The sequence below is a fragment of the Pseudomonas sp. GW821-FHT05D12 genome, from assembly GCF_059419825.1.
In genome coordinates, this window is record NZ_JBWKSN010000009.1 from 293,363 (window position 1) to 315,038 (window position 21,676).

General features: G+C 60.9%; 20 protein-coding genes. 7 read left to right on the forward strand and 13 right to left on the reverse strand.

All coding sequences use genetic code 11. The features are described from left to right. Positions 1-86: 86 nt before the first annotated feature. The 4 genes from AC07SI_RS18970 to sctC form a co-directional block, all read right to left on the reverse strand. On the reverse strand, positions 87-548 hold the full coding sequence (locus AC07SI_RS18970; RefSeq protein WP_065909539.1) for a transglycosylase SLT domain-containing protein: 462 nt from the start codon (positions 546-548) through the stop codon (positions 87-89). Next, on the reverse strand, positions 541-960 hold the full coding sequence (locus AC07SI_RS18975; protein WP_065909538.1) for a winged helix-turn-helix domain-containing protein: 420 nt from the start codon (positions 958-960) through the stop codon (positions 541-543). Before AC07SI_RS18975 ends, AC07SI_RS18970 begins: the two co-directional genes overlap by 8 nt. A gap of 155 nt (positions 961-1,115) precedes the next feature. Continuing rightward, positions 1,116-1,340, reverse strand: coding sequence for a FliM/FliN family flagellar motor switch protein (locus tag AC07SI_RS18980; RefSeq protein WP_106802946.1), 225 nt, complete (start codon positions 1,338-1,340; stop codon positions 1,116-1,118). Positions 1,341-1,355: 15 nt separating this feature from the next. Then, positions 1,356-2,762 carry a type III secretion system outer membrane ring subunit SctC gene (gene sctC / locus AC07SI_RS18985; protein WP_495006263.1) on the reverse strand — a complete coding sequence of 469 codons (1,407 nt, stop codon included), beginning with the start codon at positions 2,760-2,762 and terminating at the stop codon, positions 1,356-1,358. 309 nt (positions 2,763-3,071) lie between these two features. Between sctC and AC07SI_RS18990 the strand changes: the two genes are divergently transcribed. The 4 genes from AC07SI_RS18990 to AC07SI_RS19005 all read left to right on the forward strand — a co-directional run bounded on the left by AC07SI_RS18990 (position 3,072) and on the right by AC07SI_RS19005 (position 7,980). Further along, a complete protein-coding gene (locus AC07SI_RS18990; RefSeq protein WP_495006264.1) occupies positions 3,072-4,298 on the forward strand; it encodes a CmpA/NrtA family ABC transporter substrate-binding protein in 1,227 nt (408 codons plus the stop codon). Between the two features lie 13 nt (positions 4,299-4,311). After that, entirely contained in the window at positions 4,312-4,887 is a 576-nt protein-coding gene (locus AC07SI_RS18995; protein WP_065909533.1) for an ANTAR domain-containing response regulator, read from the forward strand. Positions 4,888-5,098: 211 nt separating this feature from the next. Next, positions 5,099-6,310: a nitrate/nitrite transporter gene (locus AC07SI_RS19000; RefSeq protein ID WP_262132223.1), complete on the forward strand. Its 1,212-nt coding sequence runs from the start codon at positions 5,099-5,101 to the stop codon at positions 6,308-6,310. Further along, complete coding sequence (locus tag AC07SI_RS19005; protein ID WP_495006265.1) at positions 6,310-7,980, forward strand: bifunctional protein-serine/threonine kinase/phosphatase; 1,671 nt, start codon at positions 6,310-6,312, stop codon at positions 7,978-7,980. Before AC07SI_RS19000 ends, AC07SI_RS19005 begins: the two co-directional genes overlap by 1 nt. A gap of 60 nt (positions 7,981-8,040) precedes the next feature. Here the strand turns inward: AC07SI_RS19005 and AC07SI_RS19010 are convergent, their stop codons facing one another. The 8 genes from AC07SI_RS19010 to ppsA form a co-directional block, all read right to left on the reverse strand. Continuing rightward, complete coding sequence (locus AC07SI_RS19010) at positions 8,041-9,021, reverse strand: OmpA family protein (RefSeq protein ID WP_015885346.1); 981 nt, start codon at positions 9,019-9,021, stop codon at positions 8,041-8,043. Positions 9,022-9,128: 107 nt separating this feature from the next. Further along, positions 9,129-9,719, reverse strand: coding sequence for an RNA polymerase sigma factor SigX (gene sigX / locus AC07SI_RS19015; RefSeq protein ID WP_003193286.1), 591 nt, complete (start codon positions 9,717-9,719; stop codon positions 9,129-9,131). Positions 9,720-9,806: 87 nt separating this feature from the next. Continuing rightward, positions 9,807-10,631, reverse strand: coding sequence for a mechanosensitive ion channel family protein (locus tag AC07SI_RS19020; RefSeq protein WP_003175519.1), 825 nt, complete (start codon positions 10,629-10,631; stop codon positions 9,807-9,809). 2 nt (positions 10,632-10,633) lie between these two features. Then, complete coding sequence (locus AC07SI_RS19025) at positions 10,634-10,879, reverse strand: hypothetical protein (protein WP_005790375.1); 246 nt, start codon at positions 10,877-10,879, stop codon at positions 10,634-10,636. A gap of 86 nt (positions 10,880-10,965) precedes the next feature. Then, positions 10,966-11,961: a zinc transporter ZntB gene (locus AC07SI_RS19030; RefSeq protein ID WP_065909525.1), complete on the reverse strand. Its 996-nt coding sequence runs from the start codon at positions 11,959-11,961 to the stop codon at positions 10,966-10,968. Between the two features lie 25 nt (positions 11,962-11,986). After that, positions 11,987-12,478, reverse strand: a complete 492-nt coding sequence (gene rraA / locus AC07SI_RS19035; RefSeq protein WP_032887592.1) for a ribonuclease E activity regulator RraA — start codon at positions 12,476-12,478, stop codon at positions 11,987-11,989. 188 nt (positions 12,479-12,666) lie between these two features. After that, the gene (locus tag AC07SI_RS19040; protein ID WP_495006266.1) at positions 12,667-13,656 is read right to left on the reverse strand and encodes an alpha/beta fold hydrolase; all 990 of its coding nucleotides are present in this window, start codon (positions 13,654-13,656) and stop codon (positions 12,667-12,669) included. A 106-nt stretch (positions 13,657-13,762) separates the two neighbouring features. Continuing rightward, entirely contained in the window at positions 13,763-16,138 is a 2,376-nt protein-coding gene (ppsA, locus tag AC07SI_RS19045; RefSeq protein ID WP_106802940.1) for a phosphoenolpyruvate synthase, read from the reverse strand. A 178-nt stretch (positions 16,139-16,316) separates the two neighbouring features. On the opposite strand from ppsA, the gene ppsR reads away from it, so the two are divergent. Beyond that, positions 16,317-17,135, forward strand: coding sequence for a posphoenolpyruvate synthetase regulatory kinase/phosphorylase PpsR (gene ppsR / locus AC07SI_RS19050; RefSeq protein ID WP_034128357.1), 819 nt, complete (start codon positions 16,317-16,319; stop codon positions 17,133-17,135). A 164-nt stretch (positions 17,136-17,299) separates the two neighbouring features. On the opposite strand, the gene AC07SI_RS19055 is transcribed toward ppsR, so the two are convergent. Next, complete coding sequence (locus tag AC07SI_RS19055) at positions 17,300-18,724, reverse strand: aminotransferase-like domain-containing protein (RefSeq protein ID WP_495006267.1); 1,425 nt, start codon at positions 18,722-18,724, stop codon at positions 17,300-17,302. A gap of 160 nt (positions 18,725-18,884) precedes the next feature. Between AC07SI_RS19055 and AC07SI_RS19060 the strand changes: the two genes are divergently transcribed. Continuing rightward, a complete protein-coding gene (locus AC07SI_RS19060; protein WP_162946161.1) occupies positions 18,885-19,778 on the forward strand; it encodes a DMT family transporter in 894 nt (297 codons plus the stop codon). A gap of 35 nt (positions 19,779-19,813) precedes the next feature. Then, positions 19,814-21,676 carry a molybdopterin-synthase adenylyltransferase MoeB gene (gene moeB, locus AC07SI_RS19065; RefSeq protein ID WP_495006268.1) on the forward strand — a complete coding sequence of 621 codons (1,863 nt, stop codon included), beginning with the start codon at positions 19,814-19,816 and terminating at the stop codon, positions 21,674-21,676.

Here is a 21,676-nt window from a genome sequence, read left to right on the forward strand (position 1 = left end):
GGGCGGGCTAGACTCGGATGGCGGCGGAAGGTGGCGCCGATTATAGCCGGGGTGACGGGCTACGCGCGAGGCATGCCGCCCAAACATCAATAGCGCTGCGTGACCAGGGCTTCATAACGCGTCCAGATTTTTTCCGCATAGCGCAGGCGCAATGCCTCGCGCTGCGGCCCGGGCCCGGGTCCCACGTTGTAGGAACCCACGGCTGTCCAGTTGTAGCCAAAGCGCTGGATAAACTCGGCAAGAATCGAAGCCCCCACCTCGACTGACAGGCACGGCTCACTCAACAAGCGCTCCTCGGTAATCCCCTGTTTGAGCAAGCGAGGCAAGTGGATACTGTTGATCTGCATCAGCCCGATATCCCGCGTGCCATTACGGTTGGCAGGGCTGATCACGTCCGCACGGTAACCCGATTCCACGTCGGCAATAGCCTGCAGCAATTCCGGCTCGATACCATAACGACTGGCCGTTTCTTCCCAGCAATAGGCAAGGGCCCGATGGCTGCTCATCAACAGGCCGAGCAGCAAGCCCTTGATGCACAACCTAAGCATGTTTTATCCGCTCATGCCCTGACTGCACAGGGCTGACTTGACCGCAGGCCGAGCACACCTGCTCCATCCCACCTGGAGCTTGCGCCTCAAGCCTGACCGGACAGGTGAAGCGGTACCCTCGACCGTAGATCGTCTTGATGAACCCTTTGTCGGCCCCCAGGTATTTGCGCAGTGAATAAATGCAGCGGGTCAGCGACTCCTCGGCCACCTCTCCCTGGGGCCATGCCAGTTCCAACAAGCGATCCTTGGTCATCAACACGCCGCCGGAAGCCAGCAGCAGGCGCAAAACGTGCCACTCCTTTGGCGGCAACTGAACATCCGCGTGCTCGCCAGTCAGACGACCATCGCCGTGCAGGGTCCATTGAGCGAAAACCAGGGGAGTCCTCGTCAATTGATTACCCACGACGGCCATACCTACCTCGGCATTCAACAGCTGACATTCAAGTCCCTATTTCCAGTAATGGCGCCTACGCCCACGGCACGACTATAAAAACCTGCCTCATGGCTCACGCTAGGAAAAAGCCCGTACATTCCGCGATTTTCCTAACCTCCACGTCAGACATTTCTCTATCCAGCCCAACCAGGCGCCCATTCCTGGTACACCTCATGCAGCTCCACCCCTAACCTGTCCTCCAATTGCACCAATTCGCCCAAGGCCAGTAACTGGCCGTTAACCCGTACTTCCACGCAGTGAATGATCTCGGGCGCCAAGGGCAACACCTTCCCTGGGGCGAACGCTGCCAGGCGCCTGCGGCTGATCAGTTGTTCCTGCAGTAGGATTTCCAGATGCATGGGGTAAGGCCTTATTCATGGTGAGATATCACGACCCGGGCGCACAAAAGCACGTTGCACACGCTCGTATTGCGACGCCGTCAACGGAGGTGGCCCGACACCCCCTGCCAGCGTCTTCACCTCGCTGCCCACGGCCTGCGCCTGAATGACAAACAGGCGTACTTCGGCCCTGCGCATCGGCCCCGTACCACGCCCCTGCTCCCCGGTATCGCGGCGAAACACGCCCAGCCACAACCGTTTGCCTGGTTCGACACGCACCACACTGCCCACGCCCACTTGCCCGACCGCAGTGGGTCTGGCGTGCCGTCCGGCTTCGGTCATCGGGCGGCCGTCCTCAATGTCGATGAGCATCTCGATCTGGTTGGCCTCGGCAAAACGTGGCAAGACACTGACCTGGGTGGCGTAACGCACCGGTTTCCAGCTCGCCTCTTCCTCACCGGGGGCCGGCAGGTAGAACGTGTAGTTGTCCTGGAACACTGCCGGCACATTCTCCTGGGTCATCATCACCGGCAACGTCACCACCCTCGCCCGCCGTTTGCGCTCCAGCGCCGCGATGTGCGCCATCAAGCGGTTATCATCCGAAGGCTTCAGGAGTTGGGTGGTCATTGGCCTGGCGTTGTCATCCCCGGCCAGGCCGAGCTTTTTCAATTCATCCTGGTCGACGTCCACCAGCCACAGCGAAACCTCGATCGACCGCTTGGGCAGGTCCAGCTCCGCCACCAGTGCCTGGATGAAGCTCACCTGCGCAGGCTTGCCCTTGATCAGCAGGCTGTTGGTATCCGGGTACGCGATGACGGCAAGGCTCTTGTCTGCCAGTGCCCCCTTCAGCTCACTGGAAAGCACGGACTCGATCATCGACGCCATCCCCGGCACGGTGACGGGCCGGTCGCTGGAGCCGTACTGCCGGTCCGCCACCGCACTGTTGAGCACCTGGACCACGCCGAATGCCTGGGTCCCCACACGCAGGTCAGCCCTTTGCCGATCCATCATCCGGGCCAGGTGCAGCACCTGGTCGACATAGCTCGGTGGTCCGGACACATAGAATGTCCGCCCACCACTCGCGCGCAGCGGATAGCGTGACTCGTCGAGACCCGAGCGGCGCATCAGGGCGCGCAGCCTGTCGATGGAAATGTGCCGTAACGTCACCGCGGAGCTTTTGGCCTCGCCAGCGTCATAGACGTACAGCACTTGCCCGTCGCTGTACCAGATCAGCCCCTGCTGCAACGCAAGCGCCTCCAGGGTCTGCTGGGGTACATCGAGGTCGAGCACCCCGCTGAAACGTTTGCGCGCGACCTCGCGGCTGACGACGATGGGCAGGCCCAAAGGCAACGACAGCGCGGTAAACACGGTATGCAGGCTGTCGTCCTGCGCCTGGTAGTGCTCGCCCCAGGCAACCACATTGGCCAGCATCAGTGCGGCCATCAGGAGCCAGCGGCAACACCGTAGGCGTGGGATCGTTGCGGGAAAGTCAGCGTGCACCGTGGGGTTTCCTGGGTGGGCCTGGCATTGAGATTGCGGCCATACTGAAAGCCAGGCCGGTTTCAATCTTGATGGAAAGTTGACGGCAGACTGCGCCTGCCAGCCCGTGGCATGTGCCTTGCTTGGAACTCTGTATCAGAGCGCACACCAATGGTGGAGTGCGCTTACGGACAAAGGCGTCGTTACCCGCAATGGCTTGCAGCGCCATCTGAGGGAACGGCGCTTTTTTGTGAACGAAAAGGTAGGTGTTGGATGAACGATTCGGTAGGCAGCAGCCCGGCGAGCGACCCGTTGGCCTGGGTCAACGGCAGCGATGCCCCGGAAAAAAGCAGCCTCGACCTGGGCTTCATGGCCTTGAGCGATTGCGCATCGCTGGTGGTGGCTGCCACCCAGGGCTTCGCTCAACCTTACGGACTGACCCTGAACCTCAAGCGCCAAAGCTCGTGGGCCAACCTGCGCGACAAACTGGTCAGCGGTGAACTGGATGCCGCCCACAGCCTTTATGGGCTGATCTATGCAGTGCACCTGGGCATCGGCGGCGTCGCGCCCACCGACATGGCGGTGCTGATGGGGCTCAACCAGAACGGCCAGAGCATCAACCTGTCCCACGGCTTGCAGCAGCAAGGCGTGATCACTCCTGAAGCGCTCGACCGCCACGTGCACCAAAGCCGAACAAAACTCACCTTCGCCCAGACCTTTCCTACCGGCACCCACGCCATGTGGCTGTATTACTGGCTGGCAAGCCAGGGCATTCATCCATTGCAGGACGTGGACAGCGTCGTGGTTCCTCCCCCGCAAATGGTTGCGCACCTGCAGGCGGGACGCATCGACGGCTTCTGCGTCGGCGAGCCCTGGTGCGCCAGCGCGGTCAAGCAGAACCAGGGGTTCACCCTGGCGACCACCCAGGCGATCTGGCCGAACCATCCGGAAAAGGTCCTCGGCTGCACCCAGGCCTTTGTCGATCAGTACCCCAACACCGCCCGCGTGTTGGTGATGGCGATCCTGGAGGCCAGCCGCTTTATTGAGCAGAACAATGAAAACCGTCGCTCCACCGCGCAGTTGCTCAGCGGCCGCGAGTACCTCGATGCGCCACTCGACTGCATCGAACCGCGCCTGCTGGGCGCCTATGACGACGGCCTGGGCAGCCAGTGGCAAGACCCCCACGCCCTGCGTTTTTTTGCCGGTGGCGAGGTCAACCTGCCCTACCTCTGCGATGGCATGTGGTTCATGACCCAGTTCCGGCGCTGGGGCCTGCTACGCGAAGATCCCGACTACCTGGGCGTGGCCCGCCAGGTGCAGCAACTGGCGCTGTATCGCCAGGCCGCCGATGCCTTGGGTATCACTGATAACGGCCAGGACATGCGCAGCAGCCAACTGATCGACGGCAAAGTCTGGGACGGCTCCGACCCCGCGGGCTACGCGCGCAGCTTCCGCCTGCACGCCATGGCTGATCATGCCAGCCGCCATGCCTTGCGCTGAGAGGAGGCCCCCGATGCTGCGAATCCTGTTGATCAACGACACCCCGCGCAAGGTCGGCCGCCTCAGGGCTGCGCTGATCGAAGCCGGTTTTGAGGTGATCGATGAGTCGGGCCTGACCATCGACCTGCCGGCGCGCGTCGAAACGGTGCGCCCGGACGTGATCCTGATCGATACCGAGTCGCCGGGCCGCGATGTGATGGAGCAAGTGGTGCTGGTCAGTCGCGACCAGCCCAGGCCGATCGTGATGTTCACCGACGAGCACGACCCGAATGTGATGCGCCAGGCGATCAAGTCCGGGGTCAGCGCCTACATCGTCGAAGGTATCCAGGCCCAGCGCCTGCAACCGATCCTCGACGTGGCCATGGCGCGTTTCGAAAGCGACCAGGCCTTGCGCGCCCAGCTGCAGGCGCGTGACCAGCAGTTGGCCGAGCGCAAGCGCATCGAGCTGGCCAAGGGCATGCTGATGAAAATGAAGGCGTGCAATGAAGAAGAGGCCTACACCTTGATGCGCCGCCAGGCCATGAGCCGCCAGCAGAAGCTGATTCAGGTGGCAGAGCAGATTATCGCCATGAACGAGCTGCTCGGCTGATGTGGCGCAGCTCTTGCTAAAGAATCATCACAGGTAGCCAACGGCGGTTGCCCCTCCACGACAAAGACGTCGCACACCCGGTTTGCCCTCGCGAACCCGGTGGCGGCGTTTTTTCGTTTTGTCCCCCTTTTCCGGGGCAAGGTGGGGCGGCCTTAGCCGGCTGTTCCATCACCAGGCCTTTTTACAAGACTCCCAACCGTTGAGGTGCGTGATGAAATCAAGCTTCTGGAAATCCGGGCACACCCCGACCCTGTTTGCCGCGTTCCTGTATTTCGACCTGAGCTTCATGGTCTGGTACCTCCTGGGTCCACTGGCGGTGCAAATTGCTGCCGACCTGCACCTGACCACTCAACAACGCGGCCTCGTCGTCGCGACTCCGATCCTCGCGGGCGCAGTACTGCGCTTCCTGATGGGCATGCTGGCCGACAAGCTGTCGCCCAAGACCGCCGGACTGATCGGCCAGGTGATTGTGATTGCCGCGTTGTTTGGCGCCTGGAAACTCGGCATCCACAGTTACGAGCAAGCGTTGCTGCTTGGGGTGTTCCTCGGCATGGCTGGCGCATCGTTCGCCGTGGCGCTGCCGTTGGCGTCGCAGTGGTATCCGGCTGAACACCAGGGCAAGGCCATGGGCATTGCCGGTGCCGGCAACTCGGGCACGGTGTTCGCCGCCTTGCTCGCCCCGGTGCTGGCAGCCGCGTTTGGCTGGAGCAACGTGTTCGGTTTTGCCTTGATTCCACTGGTGCTGACCCTGGTGGTCTTCGCCTGGCTGGCGCGCAATGCGCCGCAGCGGCCGCAAGCCAAATCCATGGCTGACTATTTCAAGGCACTTGGCGACCGCGACAGCTGGTGGTTCATGTTCTTCTACAGCGTGACCTTTGGCGGCTTCATCGGCCTGGCCAGCGCCCTGCCCGGCTACTTCAACGACCAGTATGGCCTGAGCCCGGTAACGGCCGGCTACTACACCGCGGCCTGCGTGTTCGGCGGCAGCCTGATGCGCCCGTTGGGCGGCGCCCTGGCGGATCGCTTCGGTGGAATCCGCACCCTGCTGGGCATGTACAGCGTGGCGGCGATCTGCATCGCGGCGGTCGGCTTCAACTTGCCCAGTTCCTACGCGGCGCTGGCCTTGTTTGTCTGCACCATGCTTGGACTGGGCGCCGGAAATGGCGCGGTATTCCAACTGGTGCCGCAACGTTTCCGGCGCGAAATCGGCGTGATGACCGGCCTGATCGGCATGGCCGGCGGCATCGGCGGTTTCGCCCTGGCCGCGGGCATGGGTGCAATCAAGCAAAGCACCGGCAGCTATCAGATGGCCTTGTGGTTGTTCGCCAGCCTGGGTGTACTGGCCTGGTTCGGCCTGCACGGCGTCAAGCGGCGCTGGAGAACCACCTGGGGTTCGGCCGCCGTGACCGCCGCACGCGTCTGATGAGCCTGCGACTGAGCGTCGCCCACGCCAGCGTCATCGGCCCTCGGGCGGAAAACCAGGACGCCCTGCGCGTCGTCACCCCCGTGGCGGAACTCGCGGCGAGCAAAGGCTACCTGTGTGCCATCGCCGACGGGGTGAGCCAGTGCGCCGATGGCGGCCTGGCCGCGCGCTCGACCGTGCAGGCCCTGGCCCTGGACTACTACGCCACGCCGCCGACCTGGGGCGTGGCTCAGTCTCTGGAGCGCTTACTGTTGGCGCAGAACCGCTGGCTACAGGCCAATGGCGGTGGCCAGCCCTTGCTCACGACCCTCAGCGCCCTGGTGTTTCGCGGGCAACGTTTTACCCTCGCCCATGTCGGCGATTGCCGGGTGTACCGCTGGCTGGACGGCGATTTGCAGCGCATCAGCGAAGACCACGTCTGGGAGCAGCCGGGTATGCAGCATGTGCTCAAACGTGCGCTGGGCCTGGATCAACACCTGGTGGTGGACTTTTTGGACGGCCAATTGCGCGAAGGCGAGTGCTTTGTGCTGCTCAGCGACGGCGTATGGGCAACCCTGGGCGATCACAGCATCCGTGCGATCCTGCGCGAACAAACCGACCTGGACTGGGCGGTCAACACGCTGGTGAATACTGCGCACCTGGCAGGCAGCCAGGACAATGCCAGCGCCCTGCTGGTGCGCATCGACACCCTCGGTGCAGCCACCCTCGGCGATGCGCTGGTGCAGTTGCAGCAATGGCCACTGCCCCCGCCCTTGAAAGCCGGGCAGCAGTTCGAGGGCTGGCAAGTGGAAAGCGTGCTCGCACACAGCCGACAATCCGTGCTGTACCGTGTGCGCGATGCGCAGCAGCAACCCTGGCTGCTGAAAACCCTGCCGCTGAATCGCGACGATGACCACGACGCCGGACAGGCACTGTTATCCGAGGAGTGGTTTTTGCGCCGCGTGGCCGGTCGCGCATTTCCTGAGGTGCATGCCGCCAGCACGCGTCAGCATCTGTATTACGTCATGCGCGAATACCCGGGACACACCCTGGCCGAACTGTTCAAGCAACATGGCCCATTGCCGTTGGCGCAATGGCAATCGGTGGCCGAACGCTTGCTGCGCGCGGTAGGCATGCTGCACCGGCGACAGATCCTGCACCGCGACATCAAGCCGGAAAACCTGCTGCTGGGCGACGACGGTGAGCTGCGCGTGCTGGATTTCGGCCTGGCCTACTGCCCGGGACTCTCGGAGGATCGTGCTCACGCACTGCCAGGCACCCCGAGTTTCATCGCCCCCGAGGCATTCAATGGTGATCGCCCTACGGCTCAACAGGATTTATACAGCGTCGGTGTGTGCCTGTATTACCTGCTGACCGGGCATTATCCCTACGGTGAAATAGAAGCCTTCCAAAGGCCCCGATTCAATCAGGCCGTCAGCGCCAGCCGCTATCGCCCCGATCTGCCGGACTGGCTACCCCTCAGCCTGGAGCGAGCCGTGGCCGCCCAGCCTGCGCAACGTTATGAAACCGCCGAGGAATGGTTGTTGACGCTGGAACAGGCCGATCGTCGCGAGCTGAGTATTCGCCCCAGGCCGCTGTTGGAGCGCGAGCCGCTGAAGGTCTGGCGGACGTTGGCGCTGCTGTCGCTGCTGATCAACCTGGTGCTGCTGTATGGACTTTTTCACGGCTGATGCCAAATCGCAGGCGAAAAAAAGCCCGGCCTAAGCCGGGCTTTTTCTACCACTCAGTAATTACTGAGCTTGAGCTTCAACCGACGCTTCTACGCGACGGTTAACAGCACGACCAGCTTCAGTTGCGTTGTCAGCAACTGGGCGGGATTCGCCGTAACCTACTGCGGTGATGCGGCTAGGAGCCACGCCGTCTTTAACCAGGACTTGCTTAACAGCGTCAGCACGACGCTGGGACAGCTTCTGGTTGTAGGCGTCTGGACCTACGGAGTCAGTGTGACCAGCAACTTCTACGTTGGTAGCTGGGTACTGAGCCATGAAGTCGGCCAGGTTTTTCACGTCGCCGTAGCTGTTAGGCTTAACAACGGACTTGTCGAAGTCGAACTTCACGTCCAGCTCAACACGAACAACCTGAGCAACTGGAGCTTCTGGCTCTGGAGTTGGCTCTGGAGCTGGAGCTGGGGTAGGAGCTGGAGCGGCTGCGCCAGCGTTACCGCCGAAGTTTACGCCCAGGCCAACCAGTGCGGAGTAGTCCCACTTGCCGTTGTCCAGACCGTAGTCAGCTTCAACACCGGCACGAGCGTACAGGTTGTTGGTGAAGTAGTACTTCACGCCAGTACCAACGGTAGCGAAGGTAGTCTGGTCGCGACCGCTGTGGCCGTCAGCCTGAACGTTGGTACGGCTCTGGTGACCGAAACCGCCTTCTACGTATGGACGCAGGCTGTCTACGCCAGCTTGACCGAAGTGATACTGGGCAACCAGGCTGCCGGTATCGCCTTTGATCTTCTGGTTACCAGTACCGTCGTTCGAACGGGTGTGGTTGGTCTTGTCGTAGGACAGGTTCAAGGACAGGTCGTCGGTCAGGAAGTAACCGATGCGAGCGCCAGGATTGAAGCCGTCTTCGATGTGCTTGACGCTATCGTTGTACTGCTTCTTGTAGAACAGCTCGCCTTCAACTGCGCCTTGGCCTTGTGCCAGAACGCCGAAAGAAGTAGCGGCAATAAGAGAACCAATGGCCAAGCCCAAGGTGTTTTTCAGTTTCATCCGTTAAATCCCCATCTGGTGATTGTAAAGCAGTCCCACAAACCGGGGGACAACTCGGCGACAAGTCTAACAGAACTTGCCTACACGTAAGAGATATTTGCCACGCACTAAGTTTCAGTCTCGCCCGCAAATTTCTCACGTAATTTATCTAGAGCACGTTTGTAACGCATTTTTGTAGCACTCAAACCCATGTGCATGATGTCGGCGATTTCCTGAAATTCAAGCTCTGCGACAAATCGTAGCACCAGAATTTCACGGTCAATCGGGTTCACATGCACCAACCAGCGATCGAGCCCGCCCTTCTCCTCGGGTGCCGGCGCCTTTTCTTCAGACGCTTCCTCAAGGGGGTCCAGACTCAAGGCGTCCATCAAGCGACGCTTTCGCCGTTCCTTCCGATACTGCGTGATGCACTCGTTGTACGTGATGCTGTATAGCCATGTCTTGAACTTCGATTTGCCCTCGAAGTTCTTCAGGCCGTACAGCACCTTGAGCATCACTTCCTGACAGACATCATCCGCATCTCTATCGTTCCCTAAATACCTTGAACAAACGTTGAACAAAGTGCGTTGATATCTGCGCATCAATTCTTCGTACGCGCGAGTTACGTGAAACAGCTCCGTGTGCGAGCGCGCGACCAACTCCTCATCAGAGAGCTCACGGGGGTCATAGCGCGTGGACAGCGTTTGGGCTTTATTCAAAACAAGTCGTGCCGACAGTCAGGTCAATGTCCGCCACAGCCCGGTCAGCCGGGTTTGCGGCGGCGTACATTAGCAGGGTTTGCCGGATTAGCGGCTACTGACCTGCTGCTCCAGGAGAATCCGATTGGACAGCGACACCAGGTCGCCGTCATCGGTCAGCACTGTCGTCTTGACTGTGCCGATCTCCTCGATTTGCCCTTCGACCTCGCCTACACGCACCTGTTGCCCTACCTGATACAACTCACGCACATAGATTCCCGCAAGAATCTGCCCGGCAATTTCCCGGCTTCCCAACCCCATGGCCAGCGCAACGGCCAGACCAACGGTAATCAAAACAATCACAATCACGTGGTTGAGCAGGTCAGTCTTGACCTCCAACTGGCTGATCGCGACCGAAATACTGATGATGATCACCAGCCCCTGGGCGATACGCCCCAGGCCAGCAGCATAGTCCAACCCCACGCCTTCGGCGGCGCCGCGCACCAGCCCATTGGCCAGTTGCGCCAGCAAAACACCTACCAGCAGAACCAGCGCGCCGCCGAAAACCTTCGGCAAATACAGCGCCAGCATGTCGAGCGTAGCTGAAACTCGCTCAAGTCCAAGTGATTGGGCCGCAGAAACCAGAAAAATCAGCAAAACGAACCAATAGACGATCTTGCCGATCAGGGTAGAGATCGGCACCTGCAGCCCGGCACGGCCCAACAGCTTGGTCAGGCCGGTGCCTGCCATCAAGCGATCCAGGCCCAATTTCGCAAGCAATTTGGACAGCAGGGTGTCGAGCAGCTTGGCCACGACAAAGCCCAGCAATACCAGGACCAGGGCACCAAACAGGTTGGGAATGAAATTCGCCACCTTGGTCCACAATGCGGTCATCGCGGTGACCAGGCTCTGGGTCCAGAGATCAAGTTCCATATTCAATCAGCCTTATCAGCAGTGCGAGCAAGAGGTTTACGACGGGAAACCGGTGATACGTGGGCCGAACCGTTGTTCAGGGCCATCATCAACGCCGGCAGCCAACGGCCGAGCAGACCGAACAAGTCCCCCGCCCCCACCTGACGGTTGGCGGTTTTCAACACGCGGCCCAGGCAGGCGTCGTCGTCACGGTTGGACGGCGAAGCATTGAGCATGTCACGCAAAGACTGTTCGAACGGATCGTGCATAAAGACCTCTCGCAAGTGTTTTAAAAGACGAGGGTAAAATTCTTGGGGTCACATAGGACCCTTCCTACGTTCAGGTCATATTCAGCTCAAACCCAGCGCAATCGTCGAAATAGCCACCATTGTCCGAGCGCGACCGACACCATCAACAGGCACGCAATCACGAATCCATAGGGGCTGGCGGAGAACGGTATTCCGCCCACATTTATACCCAACAAACCGGTCAGGAAACTCATCGGCAGGAAAATCCCGGTGATGATCCCGAAGCGATACATGGTGCGGTTCATGCGTACGCTCAAGCGCCGGTCTTCGGTCTCAAGCACAAGCCCCACGCGCTCCCGGGTCAATTCGAGCTCTTCCAGGTAGCGGGTCAGGCTGTTGTTCAATTCGTTCCAGTAGTCGGCATCGTCATCACAAAACCACGGCAACCTGATCCGCGTAAGCTGGGCAAAAATTTCCCGCTGCGGCGACAGGAATCGCTTGAGCCCGGCCGCTCGGCGGCGGATCTGCAAGACGCTGCCATGCTCCGGCGTGTACCGTTCGTCGGTATCGAGTTTTTCTTCCTCGGCATCGACGATTTCCGACAAGTCCGTGACCAGATCCTGGACCTTGTTTGTCAGGTACTGCGCCATATAAAGGATGAGTTCCGACGCGGTTTTCGGCCCCTTGCCATCCGCCAACTGCACCAGCAGTTCGTCAGTGGCGCGCAGCGGGCGCAAACGCAACGAAATCACCCGACTGGCGGCCGCAAAGATGCGCACCGACACCATGTCTTCTGGCTCAGCCCCCGGGTTGAGGTTGATCCCGCGCAGGAACAGCAGCAATTCCGAGTCCGGCAGCGGCAACAGGCGCGGGCGGGTGTTCTCCTCCAGCAACAGGTCACAGGCAAACTCGCTCAAGCCGCTGGATTTGCGCAGCCAGGTCTGGGTTTGCGGGTGACTGCGGTCCCAGTGCAGCCACAGGCTTTCCTGGGGCTGCAGTTGCAAGTCGTCGAGCTCAGTCCGGGCAATCGAACGCGCACCGCCTTTACCGTCCAGCACCAGGGCATGCACCAGCCCCCACTGCGCGTTTTCTTCCTCGAACATCCTTACCCCTGTCGTCTATTGCGGTTTATTCAGGCATTTTCAGCGGGCTTGGCGAGACGATCACGCCGTTGTTGTCCGCATAGATGTACTCGCCCGGGCGGAACGTCACACCGGCGAAGGTGACCACCACGTTCAAGTCGCCGATGCCGCGCTTGTCGGTCTTCATCGGATGGCTGGCCAGGGCCTGCACCCCCAGGTCGGTCTGGGCGATAACGTCGACGTCACGGATGCAGCCGTAGATCACCAGCCCTTCCCAACCGTTTTTCGCGGCTTTTTCGGCGATCATGTCGCCCAGCAGCGCGCGGCGCAGGGAACCACCGCCGTCCACCACCAGCACCTTGCCAGCGCCAGGCTGGTCGGCCTGCTCCTTGACGAGGGAGTTATCTTCGAAGCACTTGATGGTGACGATCTCGCCACCGAAAGAGTCTCGGCCGCCGAAATTGCTGAACATCGGCTCGACCACCTGCACCAGGTCCGGGTAGGCGTCGCACAGGTCGGGGGTCACGTAATGGTTCATTGAAAAATTCCTTTCCGTCAAAGAAGTGTCTTTCGAAAGAAGCACGGGCCAAAGCAAGTGCGAAACATCCCATCCGCCTGGCCGCAACGCAATAGCCACTGCGCGACTGAATATGACCAGAAGCGCTTACCGCGTCATATCTTAGCCGCAACCACACACGAGTGAAACGCCCCTGGCAGAGCGCTGCATCAAACGCTGGCCGCGACCTCGGCCGGGGCGCCGAACAACGGTGTCAGCGGATCTTTCAGCCATTGCGCCACCAGCGGCCACACTTCCATTTGTGCGGCTTTGCTGACCAGCATCTCCACATGCCCGAAATCACCGGTAAAACCTTGCTGACGCCCCAGGCACAGGTACTGGCGATGCTGCGAACCGATTTGTTCGAACAACTTGCGGCAGGCCCAATCGGGGTCCTGGTGGTCGCCTGCAGCACTGACGGCCAGCAGCGACACATCAACGTCGGCCAGGCCTTTCCACCAATCCTGCTTGCCTTCGCCAAAGCGGCCAAACAGGCCATTCCAACGCATGGCTTCGACCAGCACGCCTGCCGGCTCATCCTCCGGGCCGCGCTTGAGCCGCGAGCCGGACAGTTGACCAAAACGCTTGAGCAGCAAGCGGCCGGTCCACTCCACCGGCGGGATTTTCAACGGCCAGTGGGTGCGACTGACCTGACAGCCAAACAGGGCCACCGAGGCCACCGCCGGCGCGCCAAGATGCTGCCCGCCGAGGGCAGCCGCGAGGGTCGTGCCGCCAAGGGAGTGGCCGATCCAATGCGGGATCTGCGCACTTTGCTCGCGCACAAACGCACCAATCGCCGGCAAATCGTAACGCGCGTAATCGGCGACGCGGTTCCTGGCGTAGTCGTGATTGCGCCGCGACAGGCCATGGCCGCGCATTTCCGGGATCCACACGTCGAATCCCTGGCGCGCCAGGTAAGCCCCCAGGCCGATCCCTTTGGGCGAATACCAGAAACGCCGATTGGAAAAACTGCCATGCAACAAAATGACCGGGATGCCCCGGTTTTCCGGGACATCGGCCAAGCCCAAACGGGTAACGGCCAACTCGACGGTACCGTCGGGGCTGTTGCCGGGTTTGAGGCGATACACATCTTCACTCAGGTCGCCACGACGTTCAGCGCTGATCAAGGCGACGGGAAACAGGTTGCTGCTGCTTTGCATAATGCTCTTGCACAAAAAAGGGCGGCGTCCGGAAGGAGTTCCGCCCTGCACAGATAAGAATGCCGGTCACCCTTGACGGGTGACCGGCACTTTTGACGTATCGACCTTAAGCCGAAGCTTGGCCTTCGGCCAGGAAGAACCAGGTTTCCAGCACGGAATCGGGGTTCAACGAGACGCTTTCGATGCCCTGCTCCATCAGCCACTTGGCCAGGTCAGGGTGATCGGAAGGGCCTTGGCCGCAAATACCGATGTACTTGCCGGCCTTGTTGCAGGCCTGGATGGCGTTGGCCAACAGCTTCTTGACGGCCGGGTTACGCTCATCGAACAGGTGGGCGATGATCCCGGAGTCGCGGTCCAGGCCCAGGGTCAGCTGGGTCAGGTCGTTGGAACCGATGGAGAAACCGTCGAAGAATTCCAGGAACTCTTCGGCCAGGATCGCGTTGGACGGCAATTCGCACATCATGATGACGCGCAGGCCGTTTTCGCCCCGGGACAAGCCGTTTTCGGCCAGCAGGTCCACCACCTGGCTCGCCTCGCCCAGGGTGCGCACGAAGGGCACCATGATCTCGACGTTGGTCAGGCCCATCTCGTTGCGCACGCGCTTGAGGGCGCGGCATTCGAGTTCGAAGCAGTCACGGAACGCTTCGCTGATGTAACGCGAGGCGCCACGGAAACCCAGCATCGGGTTTTCTTCTTCCGGCTCGTAGAGCTTGCCGCCGATCAGGTTGGCGTATTCGTTGGACTTGAAGTCCGACAGCCGCACGATGACCTTTTTCGGGTAGAACGCCGCTGCCAGGGTGCTGATGCCTTCCACCAGCTTCTCGACATAGAAGCCCACCGGGTCGTTGTAGCCGGCGATGCGCTTGTCGACGCTTTCCTTGATGTCCAGCGGCAGGCCGTCGTAGTTCAACAGGGCCTTGGGGTGCACGCCGATCATGCGGTTGATGATGAATTCCAGACGGGCCAGGCCCACACCGGCGTTCGGCAACTGCGCGAAGTCGAAGGCGCGGTCCGGGTTGCCGACGTTCATCATGATCTTGAACGGCAGGTCAGGCATGGCGTCGATGGAGTTTTGCTTGATGTCGAAGCCCAGTTCGCCTTCGAAGATGAAACCGGTGTCGCCTTCAGCGCAGGACACGGTCACGCCCTGGCCGTCCTTGAGCAGTTGGGTCGCGTTGCCGCAACCCACTACCGCAGGAATCCCCAGCTCACGCGCGATGATCGCCGCGTGGCAGGTACGCCCGCCACGGTTGGTGACGATGGCGCTGGCACGCTTCATCACCGGCTCCCAGTCCGGGTCGGTCATGTCGGACACCAGCACGTCGCCTGGCTGGACTTTGTCCATCTCGGACACGTCCTTGATGATCCGCACCTTGCCGGCGCCGATGCGCTGGCCGATGGCACGGCCTTCCACCAGCACGGTGCCGGTTTCCTTGAGCAGGTAGCGTTCCATGACGTTGGCCGAAGTGCGGCTTTTCACGGTTTCCGGACGTGCCTGCACGATGTACAGCTTGCCGTCATCACCGTCCTTGGCCCATTCGATGTCCATCGGGCACTTGTAGTGCTTCTCGATGATCATCGCCTGCTTGGCCAGCTCGCTGACTTCAGCGTCGGTCAGGCAGAAGCGCGCGCGCTCGGCCTTGTCGACTTCAACGGTTTTCACCGAGCGACCGGCCTTGGCCTCGTCGCCGTAGATCATCTTGATGGCCTTGCTGCCCAGGTTGCGGCGCAGGATGGCCGGGCGACCCGCTTCAAGGGTGCCCTTGTGTACGTAGAATTCGTCGGGGTTGACCGCGCCTTGTACGACGGTTTCGCCCAGGCCGTAGGCGCCGGTGATGAACACCACGTCACGGAAACCCGATTCGGTATCCAGGGTGAACATCACGCCGGCGGTGCCGGTTTCCGAACGCACCATGCGCTGCACGCCAGCAGACAGGGCCACCAGCTTGTGGTCGAAACCCTGGTGCACGCGGTAGGAAATGGCGCGATCGTTGAACAGCGAGGCGAACACTTCCTTGGCCGCGCGGATCACGTTTTCCACGCCACGGATATTAAGGAAGGTTTCCTGCTGGCCGGCGAAGGACGCGTCCGGCAAGTCTTCGGCGGTGGCCGAGGAGCGCACGGCAACCGCCATGTCCGGGTTGCCGGCCGAGAGCGTCGCGAAGGCGCTGCGGATTTCTTCGTTGAGCTTCTCTGGGAACTCGGCGTCCATGATCCACTGGCGGATCTGGGCGCCGGTCTTGGCCAGGGCGTTGACGTCATCGACGTCCAGAGCGTCCAGCGCGGCGTGGATCTGAGCGTTGAGGCCGCTCAGCTCAAGGAAATCGCGGTAAGCCTGGGCCGTGGTGGCGAAACCACCGGGCACCGACACACCAGCGCCTGCAAGATTACTGATCATCTCGCCGAGGGATGCGTTCTTGCCCCCCACGTGCTCTACATCATGGACGCCGAGCTTATCGAGGGAAACTACGTACTCTACCAAGGTGATCTCTCCACTTTCTGTGTTGGAAAAGCTCAGGACGCCGGCGGCTCAGTAGGAGCTAACGCCAGCGCTTGTGGCCTGGACCTGGAAAATAAGTGAGAATGCGGCCCACTGCGGGACGGCAAAATCGCGCCTATCATATCCAAGATTCGCCATCAGCTTAAGGCCCAGGGCTCAAATGAAACGATCTGCTTTCTTTATCTCCGACGGCACCGGCATTACAGCCGAAACACTGGGCCAAAGCCTGCTCGCGCAGTTCGAAAACATTACCTTCGCCAAATTCACGCGGCCCTACATCGACAGCGTGGATAAAGCGCGGGCCATGGTACAACAAATCAATCTGGCGGCTGAAAAAGACGGCTTTCGCCCGATCATTTTCGACACCATCGTCAATCAAGACATCCGTGAGATCCTCGCAACCTCCAATGGTTTCATGATCGACATCTTCTCGACCTTCCTGGCGCCACTGGAGCAGGAGTTGAGTGAACATTCCTCCTATTCGGTCGGAAAGTCCCATTCCATCGGGCATAACTCCAACTATATGGAGCGTATCGAGGCGGTGAACTTCGCCCTCGACAACGACGACGGCGCCCGCACGCACTACTACGACAAGGCCGACCTGATCCTGGTCGGCGTGTCGCGTTGCGGCAAGACCCCGACCTGCCTGTACATGGCCATGCAATTCGGCATCCGTGCGGCCAACTACCCGCTGACCGAGGACGACATGGAGCACCTGACGTTGCCCACCGCCCTGCGCGCCCATTCGCACAAGCTGTTTGGCCTGACCATCGACCCGGACCGCCTCACCGCGATCCGCAACGAACGCAAGCCCAACAGCCGCTACTCCAGCTATGCCCAGTGCGAATTCGAAGTGCGCGAAGTGGAAAATCTGTTCCGCCGCGAAAACATTGCGCATATCAATTCCACGCATTTCTCGGTGGAAGAGATTTCGGCGAAGATTTTGGTGGAGAAGGGCGTGGAGCGGCGCTTCAAGTAATACAGGCAGGCGCTGACTGTGGCGAGCGGGCTTGCCCCGTTGGGCGGCGAAGCAGCCCCCTTCAAGATGAATGCGGTGTGTCAGACGGTCCTCAGCGACGGGTTTTGGGGCTGCCAGGCAGCCCAACGCGGGGCAAACCCGCTCGCCACAAGGACCGCCGTCATCTACAGGTGAAAGCGCCCGCCGCCCTGCCCCAGCGCGGTGGCCAGCGCATCAAACCCCGCCCGCAAAAACTGATCATCCCCCGACGTATTGCAGATGCTCGCGCGGATAAACTGCGGCACCGCCGTCTGTCCCACGGCAAAGGCCTCGGCGGTGGCGATCAGGTAGTTGTTCTGCTTGAGTTCCGCCTCGATTTCCGACGCGCGCCACGGCTCCGGCACTTCAATCCAGAAATGCGGACTGTTCAGGTGGGTGCGGTATTGCAGGCCCGCCAACAAATCCTGCACCAGCGCCTTGCGCCGGCTGATCTCGTTGATCTGCTGGCGCAGCAGGTATTCCGCCGTACCGTTTTCGATCCACTGGGTGGCCAGCTCCAGGGTCACCGGCGTGGCCATCCAACAGGTGGAACGCAACGCCGCCGAGATACGGCTGACCAGCGCCGGTGGCGCATGCACATAGCCCACACGCAGCCCGGCCGACACCGCCTTGCTCAAACTGCTGATCAAAATCGTACGTTCAGGGGCGAAATGACTGAGGGGTGGCGGCCGGTCCTCCACCAGGACGCCGTGGGCTTCGTCCTCGAGGATCAGCAGATTGTGTTCGCGGCACACCTTCACCAGCGCCTCGCGCCGCGCCACCGATAACACCGCCGTGGTCGGGTTCTGGATGGTCGGCGTGCAATACAGCGCCGACACCCGGTGATTACGACAGACCTCATCCAGCGCGCTCGGCAGCACACCTTCCTCATCCATCTCCAGGCCGATCAAGCGCACGCCGAGCATGCGCGCGGCGGTGATCAGCCCTGGGTAAGTAAGTTGTTCGGTCACCACCGTGTCGCCGGCGCGCAATAGCGCCATCATCGCGCAGAGCAGGCCATGCTGGCCGCCGTTGACGCAGATGACCTGTTCGGGGATCGGGTGAAAATCGCGCTGCACCAACCACTGCGCGCCCGCATCGCGATAACGCGGCAGGCCGGCATCCGGGGTATAGGCGCTGATGTCCTGGAGGAACTTGGCATTGGTCGACAGGGTTTGGAAACTCTGGGCCAGGAAGGCGGTTTCCTGCCCCGGAATATGCATGTTGCGGCTCATGTCGAAGTACTGGCGCGGCTCCTCGCTGAAATTGCGAAAGCCTTCATCACGCTGGCGCTCCATCCCACGCTTGCGCACGAATGTGCCGTCACCCACCCGCGCCACTACCAGCCCGAGGCGTTCCAGTTCGCCGTAGGCCCGGCTGATGGTACCGATGGTCACCCCGAGATTGTCGGAAAGCACCCGATGGGGCGGCAGTTTTCGTCCGGGTTCAATCAAGCCTTCGAGGATGCCCCGTTCCATGACATCGGACAGGCGCTTGTACTTCACGCCCTGCCCGTTGGACAACCCCTCACGCATAATTGACACCATGTCAATATTTGTTTTGACAGCCATCTTTCGCCCTAATAGTGTGCTTTTACGGGTTCAATCGCCGAATTTTACAACTCATTACAAGCTCAATATAGAGTTCAATTTCGGCTCAGGGAAGCAATAAACGATGCCAATGTCCGCCGTTCTCGAAAACACCGCGAAAACAAAAACCCAAAAACAGTGGTTGGCCGCACTGGTCACCAGCGTGATGTTCCTGATCGTGTGCCTGAGCTGGGGCACCACTTGGCTGGGGATCAAGATTGCCGTGGAGAGCGTGCCGCCGCTGACCTCCGCCGGCCTGCGCTTCCTGATCGCCTTCCCGCTGTTCCTGTGTTTTGCCCTGGTACGCCGCGAGCCGATCCTGTTTCCCCGCGAGAGCCGCTGGTTCTTCGTGTTCGTGACGCTGTCGTACTTCAGCGTGCCGTACTACCTGCTCAACTACGGTGAAATGCACGTGTCGTCGGGCCTCACCGCCCTGCTGTTCAGCTGCATGCCGGTATTTATCCTGATCTTCTCGGCGCTGTTCCTGCGCGAGCGCATCTACTTTTCCCAGGTCGTCGGCATCGGCATCGGTTTCGGCAGCCTCTACATGATCATCAAGAGCCAGGGCCTGCACCTGGACCACGCCGAGTTCTTCGGGGTGCTGGCAATTCTGACCGCCGCGATCATGCATGCCTTGTGCTACGTCATTACCAAGCAGAAAGGCAGCGCCATCAGCGTGATCACCTACAACACCCTGCCCATCGGCATCGCCGGGTTGATGCTGTTCGTGGCCGGCCTGTTTTTTGAAGCGCCGACCTTCGATGCCATCACCCTGCGCTCCTGGAGCGCACTGTTTTACCTGGGGCTGGTGGCGTCGGTGGGCGGCTTCATCGTGTATTTCATGCTGCTCAAGCGCTTGAGCCCGATCATTCTGTCGTTCGTGTTCATCATTTTCCCGGTATTCGCGGTGATCATCGGCGCCTGGTACGAAGGCGTGGCGATTTCCCGCGACCTGATGCTGTACTCGGCCATCCTCCTGGCCGGCTTTGCGATCACCAAATTGCCGATTGAAAAACTCCTGGCCAAGAAAAATTGACCGGCCCGGCCCTCCCACCACAACGCGAGAGAAACATGGACGTCCTCCGCCCCCTTGCCCTAGAACAGATCTACGCCCACGCCAGCCGCATCTACCCCGAGGAATGCTGTGGCTTCGTGTTTGCCGATGGCAGCGTGTACCTGGGCAGCAACATCCAGAACGAGCTGCACCGCAAGAACCCCGAGATGTATGCGCGCAGCGCCGCCAACGGCTACACGTTTTCAGTGGCCGACACGCTGCTGATGAACAAAGCGTTTCGCAGCGACAACCCGGTGGTGGTGATCTACCACTCCCACCCGGACGTTGGCGCCTATTTCAGCGACGAGGACCAGGACAAGGCCCTGTTCATGGGCGAGCCGATCTACCCGGTCAGTTACCTGGTGGTCGATGTCCGCCAGGGCCAGGCCCTGGGCTCCAAGCTGTTTGCCTGGGACGGCCAGCATTTCGCTCCTCACCCCTTCAACGACCTGCACACGGAGTTGTCCATGAACGCTGTCTCTTTCCCCGACATTCTGGTTCGCGTGGCCAAGCTGCCGGAATCGACCCTCGAGGGCACCGGATCGACATTGCGCGAAGTCATTGAAAACCTCTGCAGCAGCCACCCACAGCTGCGCCCGCACCTGTTTCACGAAGCCAACAACCAGCTCAAGGAACACTTCCTGTTTACCGCCGAGGAAGAACTGATCGGCGCCGATGACCGGTTGCCGGAGAAGGCCAGGATCGAAGTGCTGCTCGCCACGTCCGGCGGCATCGACGTCGACACCCTGAGTAATGAAGAAGTACAGCGCTACGTGCGCCACATCACCCTGCCCGGCGTCGGTCGCGAAGGCCAGTTGAACCTGAAAAAAGCCAAGGTGCTGATCATCGGCACCGGCGGCCTGGGCTCGCCCATCAGCCTGTACCTGGCGGCAGCTGGCGTCGGCACCCTGGGCCTGGTGGATTTCGACGTGGTGGAAAGCAGCAACCTGCAACGCCAGATCGTGCACGGCAACAGCACCCTGGGCATGCCCAAGGTCGAATCCGCCAGGCAGCGGCTGCAGGACCTCAACCGTCATATCCAGATCAACGCACACGATACCGCCTTGACGGCCGACAACGCCCTGGAACTGGTCGGCGCCTATGACCTGGTGATCGACGGCACCGACAATTTCGACACTCGCTACCTGGTCAACGATGCTTGCGTGCAACTGGGCAAGCCCCTCGTATACGGTGCTATCTACCGTTTCGACGGGCAGATCAGCGTGCTCAACTTTAAAGGTGGGCCGTGCTATCGCTGCCTGTTCCCCAGCGCCCCCCCGGCAGAACTGGCCCCCAACTGCAGCGCCGGCGGGGTGATCGGCGTGCTGCCGGGGGTGGTCGGGATGATCCAGGCCACCGAGGCGATCAAATTGCTCATCGGCATCGGCGAGCCGCTGTCCGGCCGCTTGATGCGCTTCGATGCGCTGGCGATGAAGTTCAGCGAGATCCGTTTCAAGCGCCGCGCCGACTGTCCCTGCTGCTCCGAGCTGCGCCACACTGAAACCCGGGCGCCCGCGGTCTGTGCCGACGCCATGCCGAGCCAACCGTCGTTGGCCGAAGAGCGCTACATCAAGCCTCACGTGCTCAAGCAGGTGCTCGAACACCACCGCAGCGCCGACGTCCTGCTGGACGTGCGCGATGCCAGCGAACTGGAGGTGTGCAAATTACCGGGGGTGGTGCATATCCCCCTGGCCGAACTGGATGGCCACCTCGACAGCCTCAGCCGGGACAATACCCACTACCTGATCTGCTACGCCGGCACCCGTGCCGAGCAAGCGGCCAGCACCCTGCTGGCGGCGGGTTTCGCCAACACCAAAGTCTTGCAAGGCGGCATGAAACACTGGGTTCGCGACGTCGAACCCGACATGCCTTTGTACTGA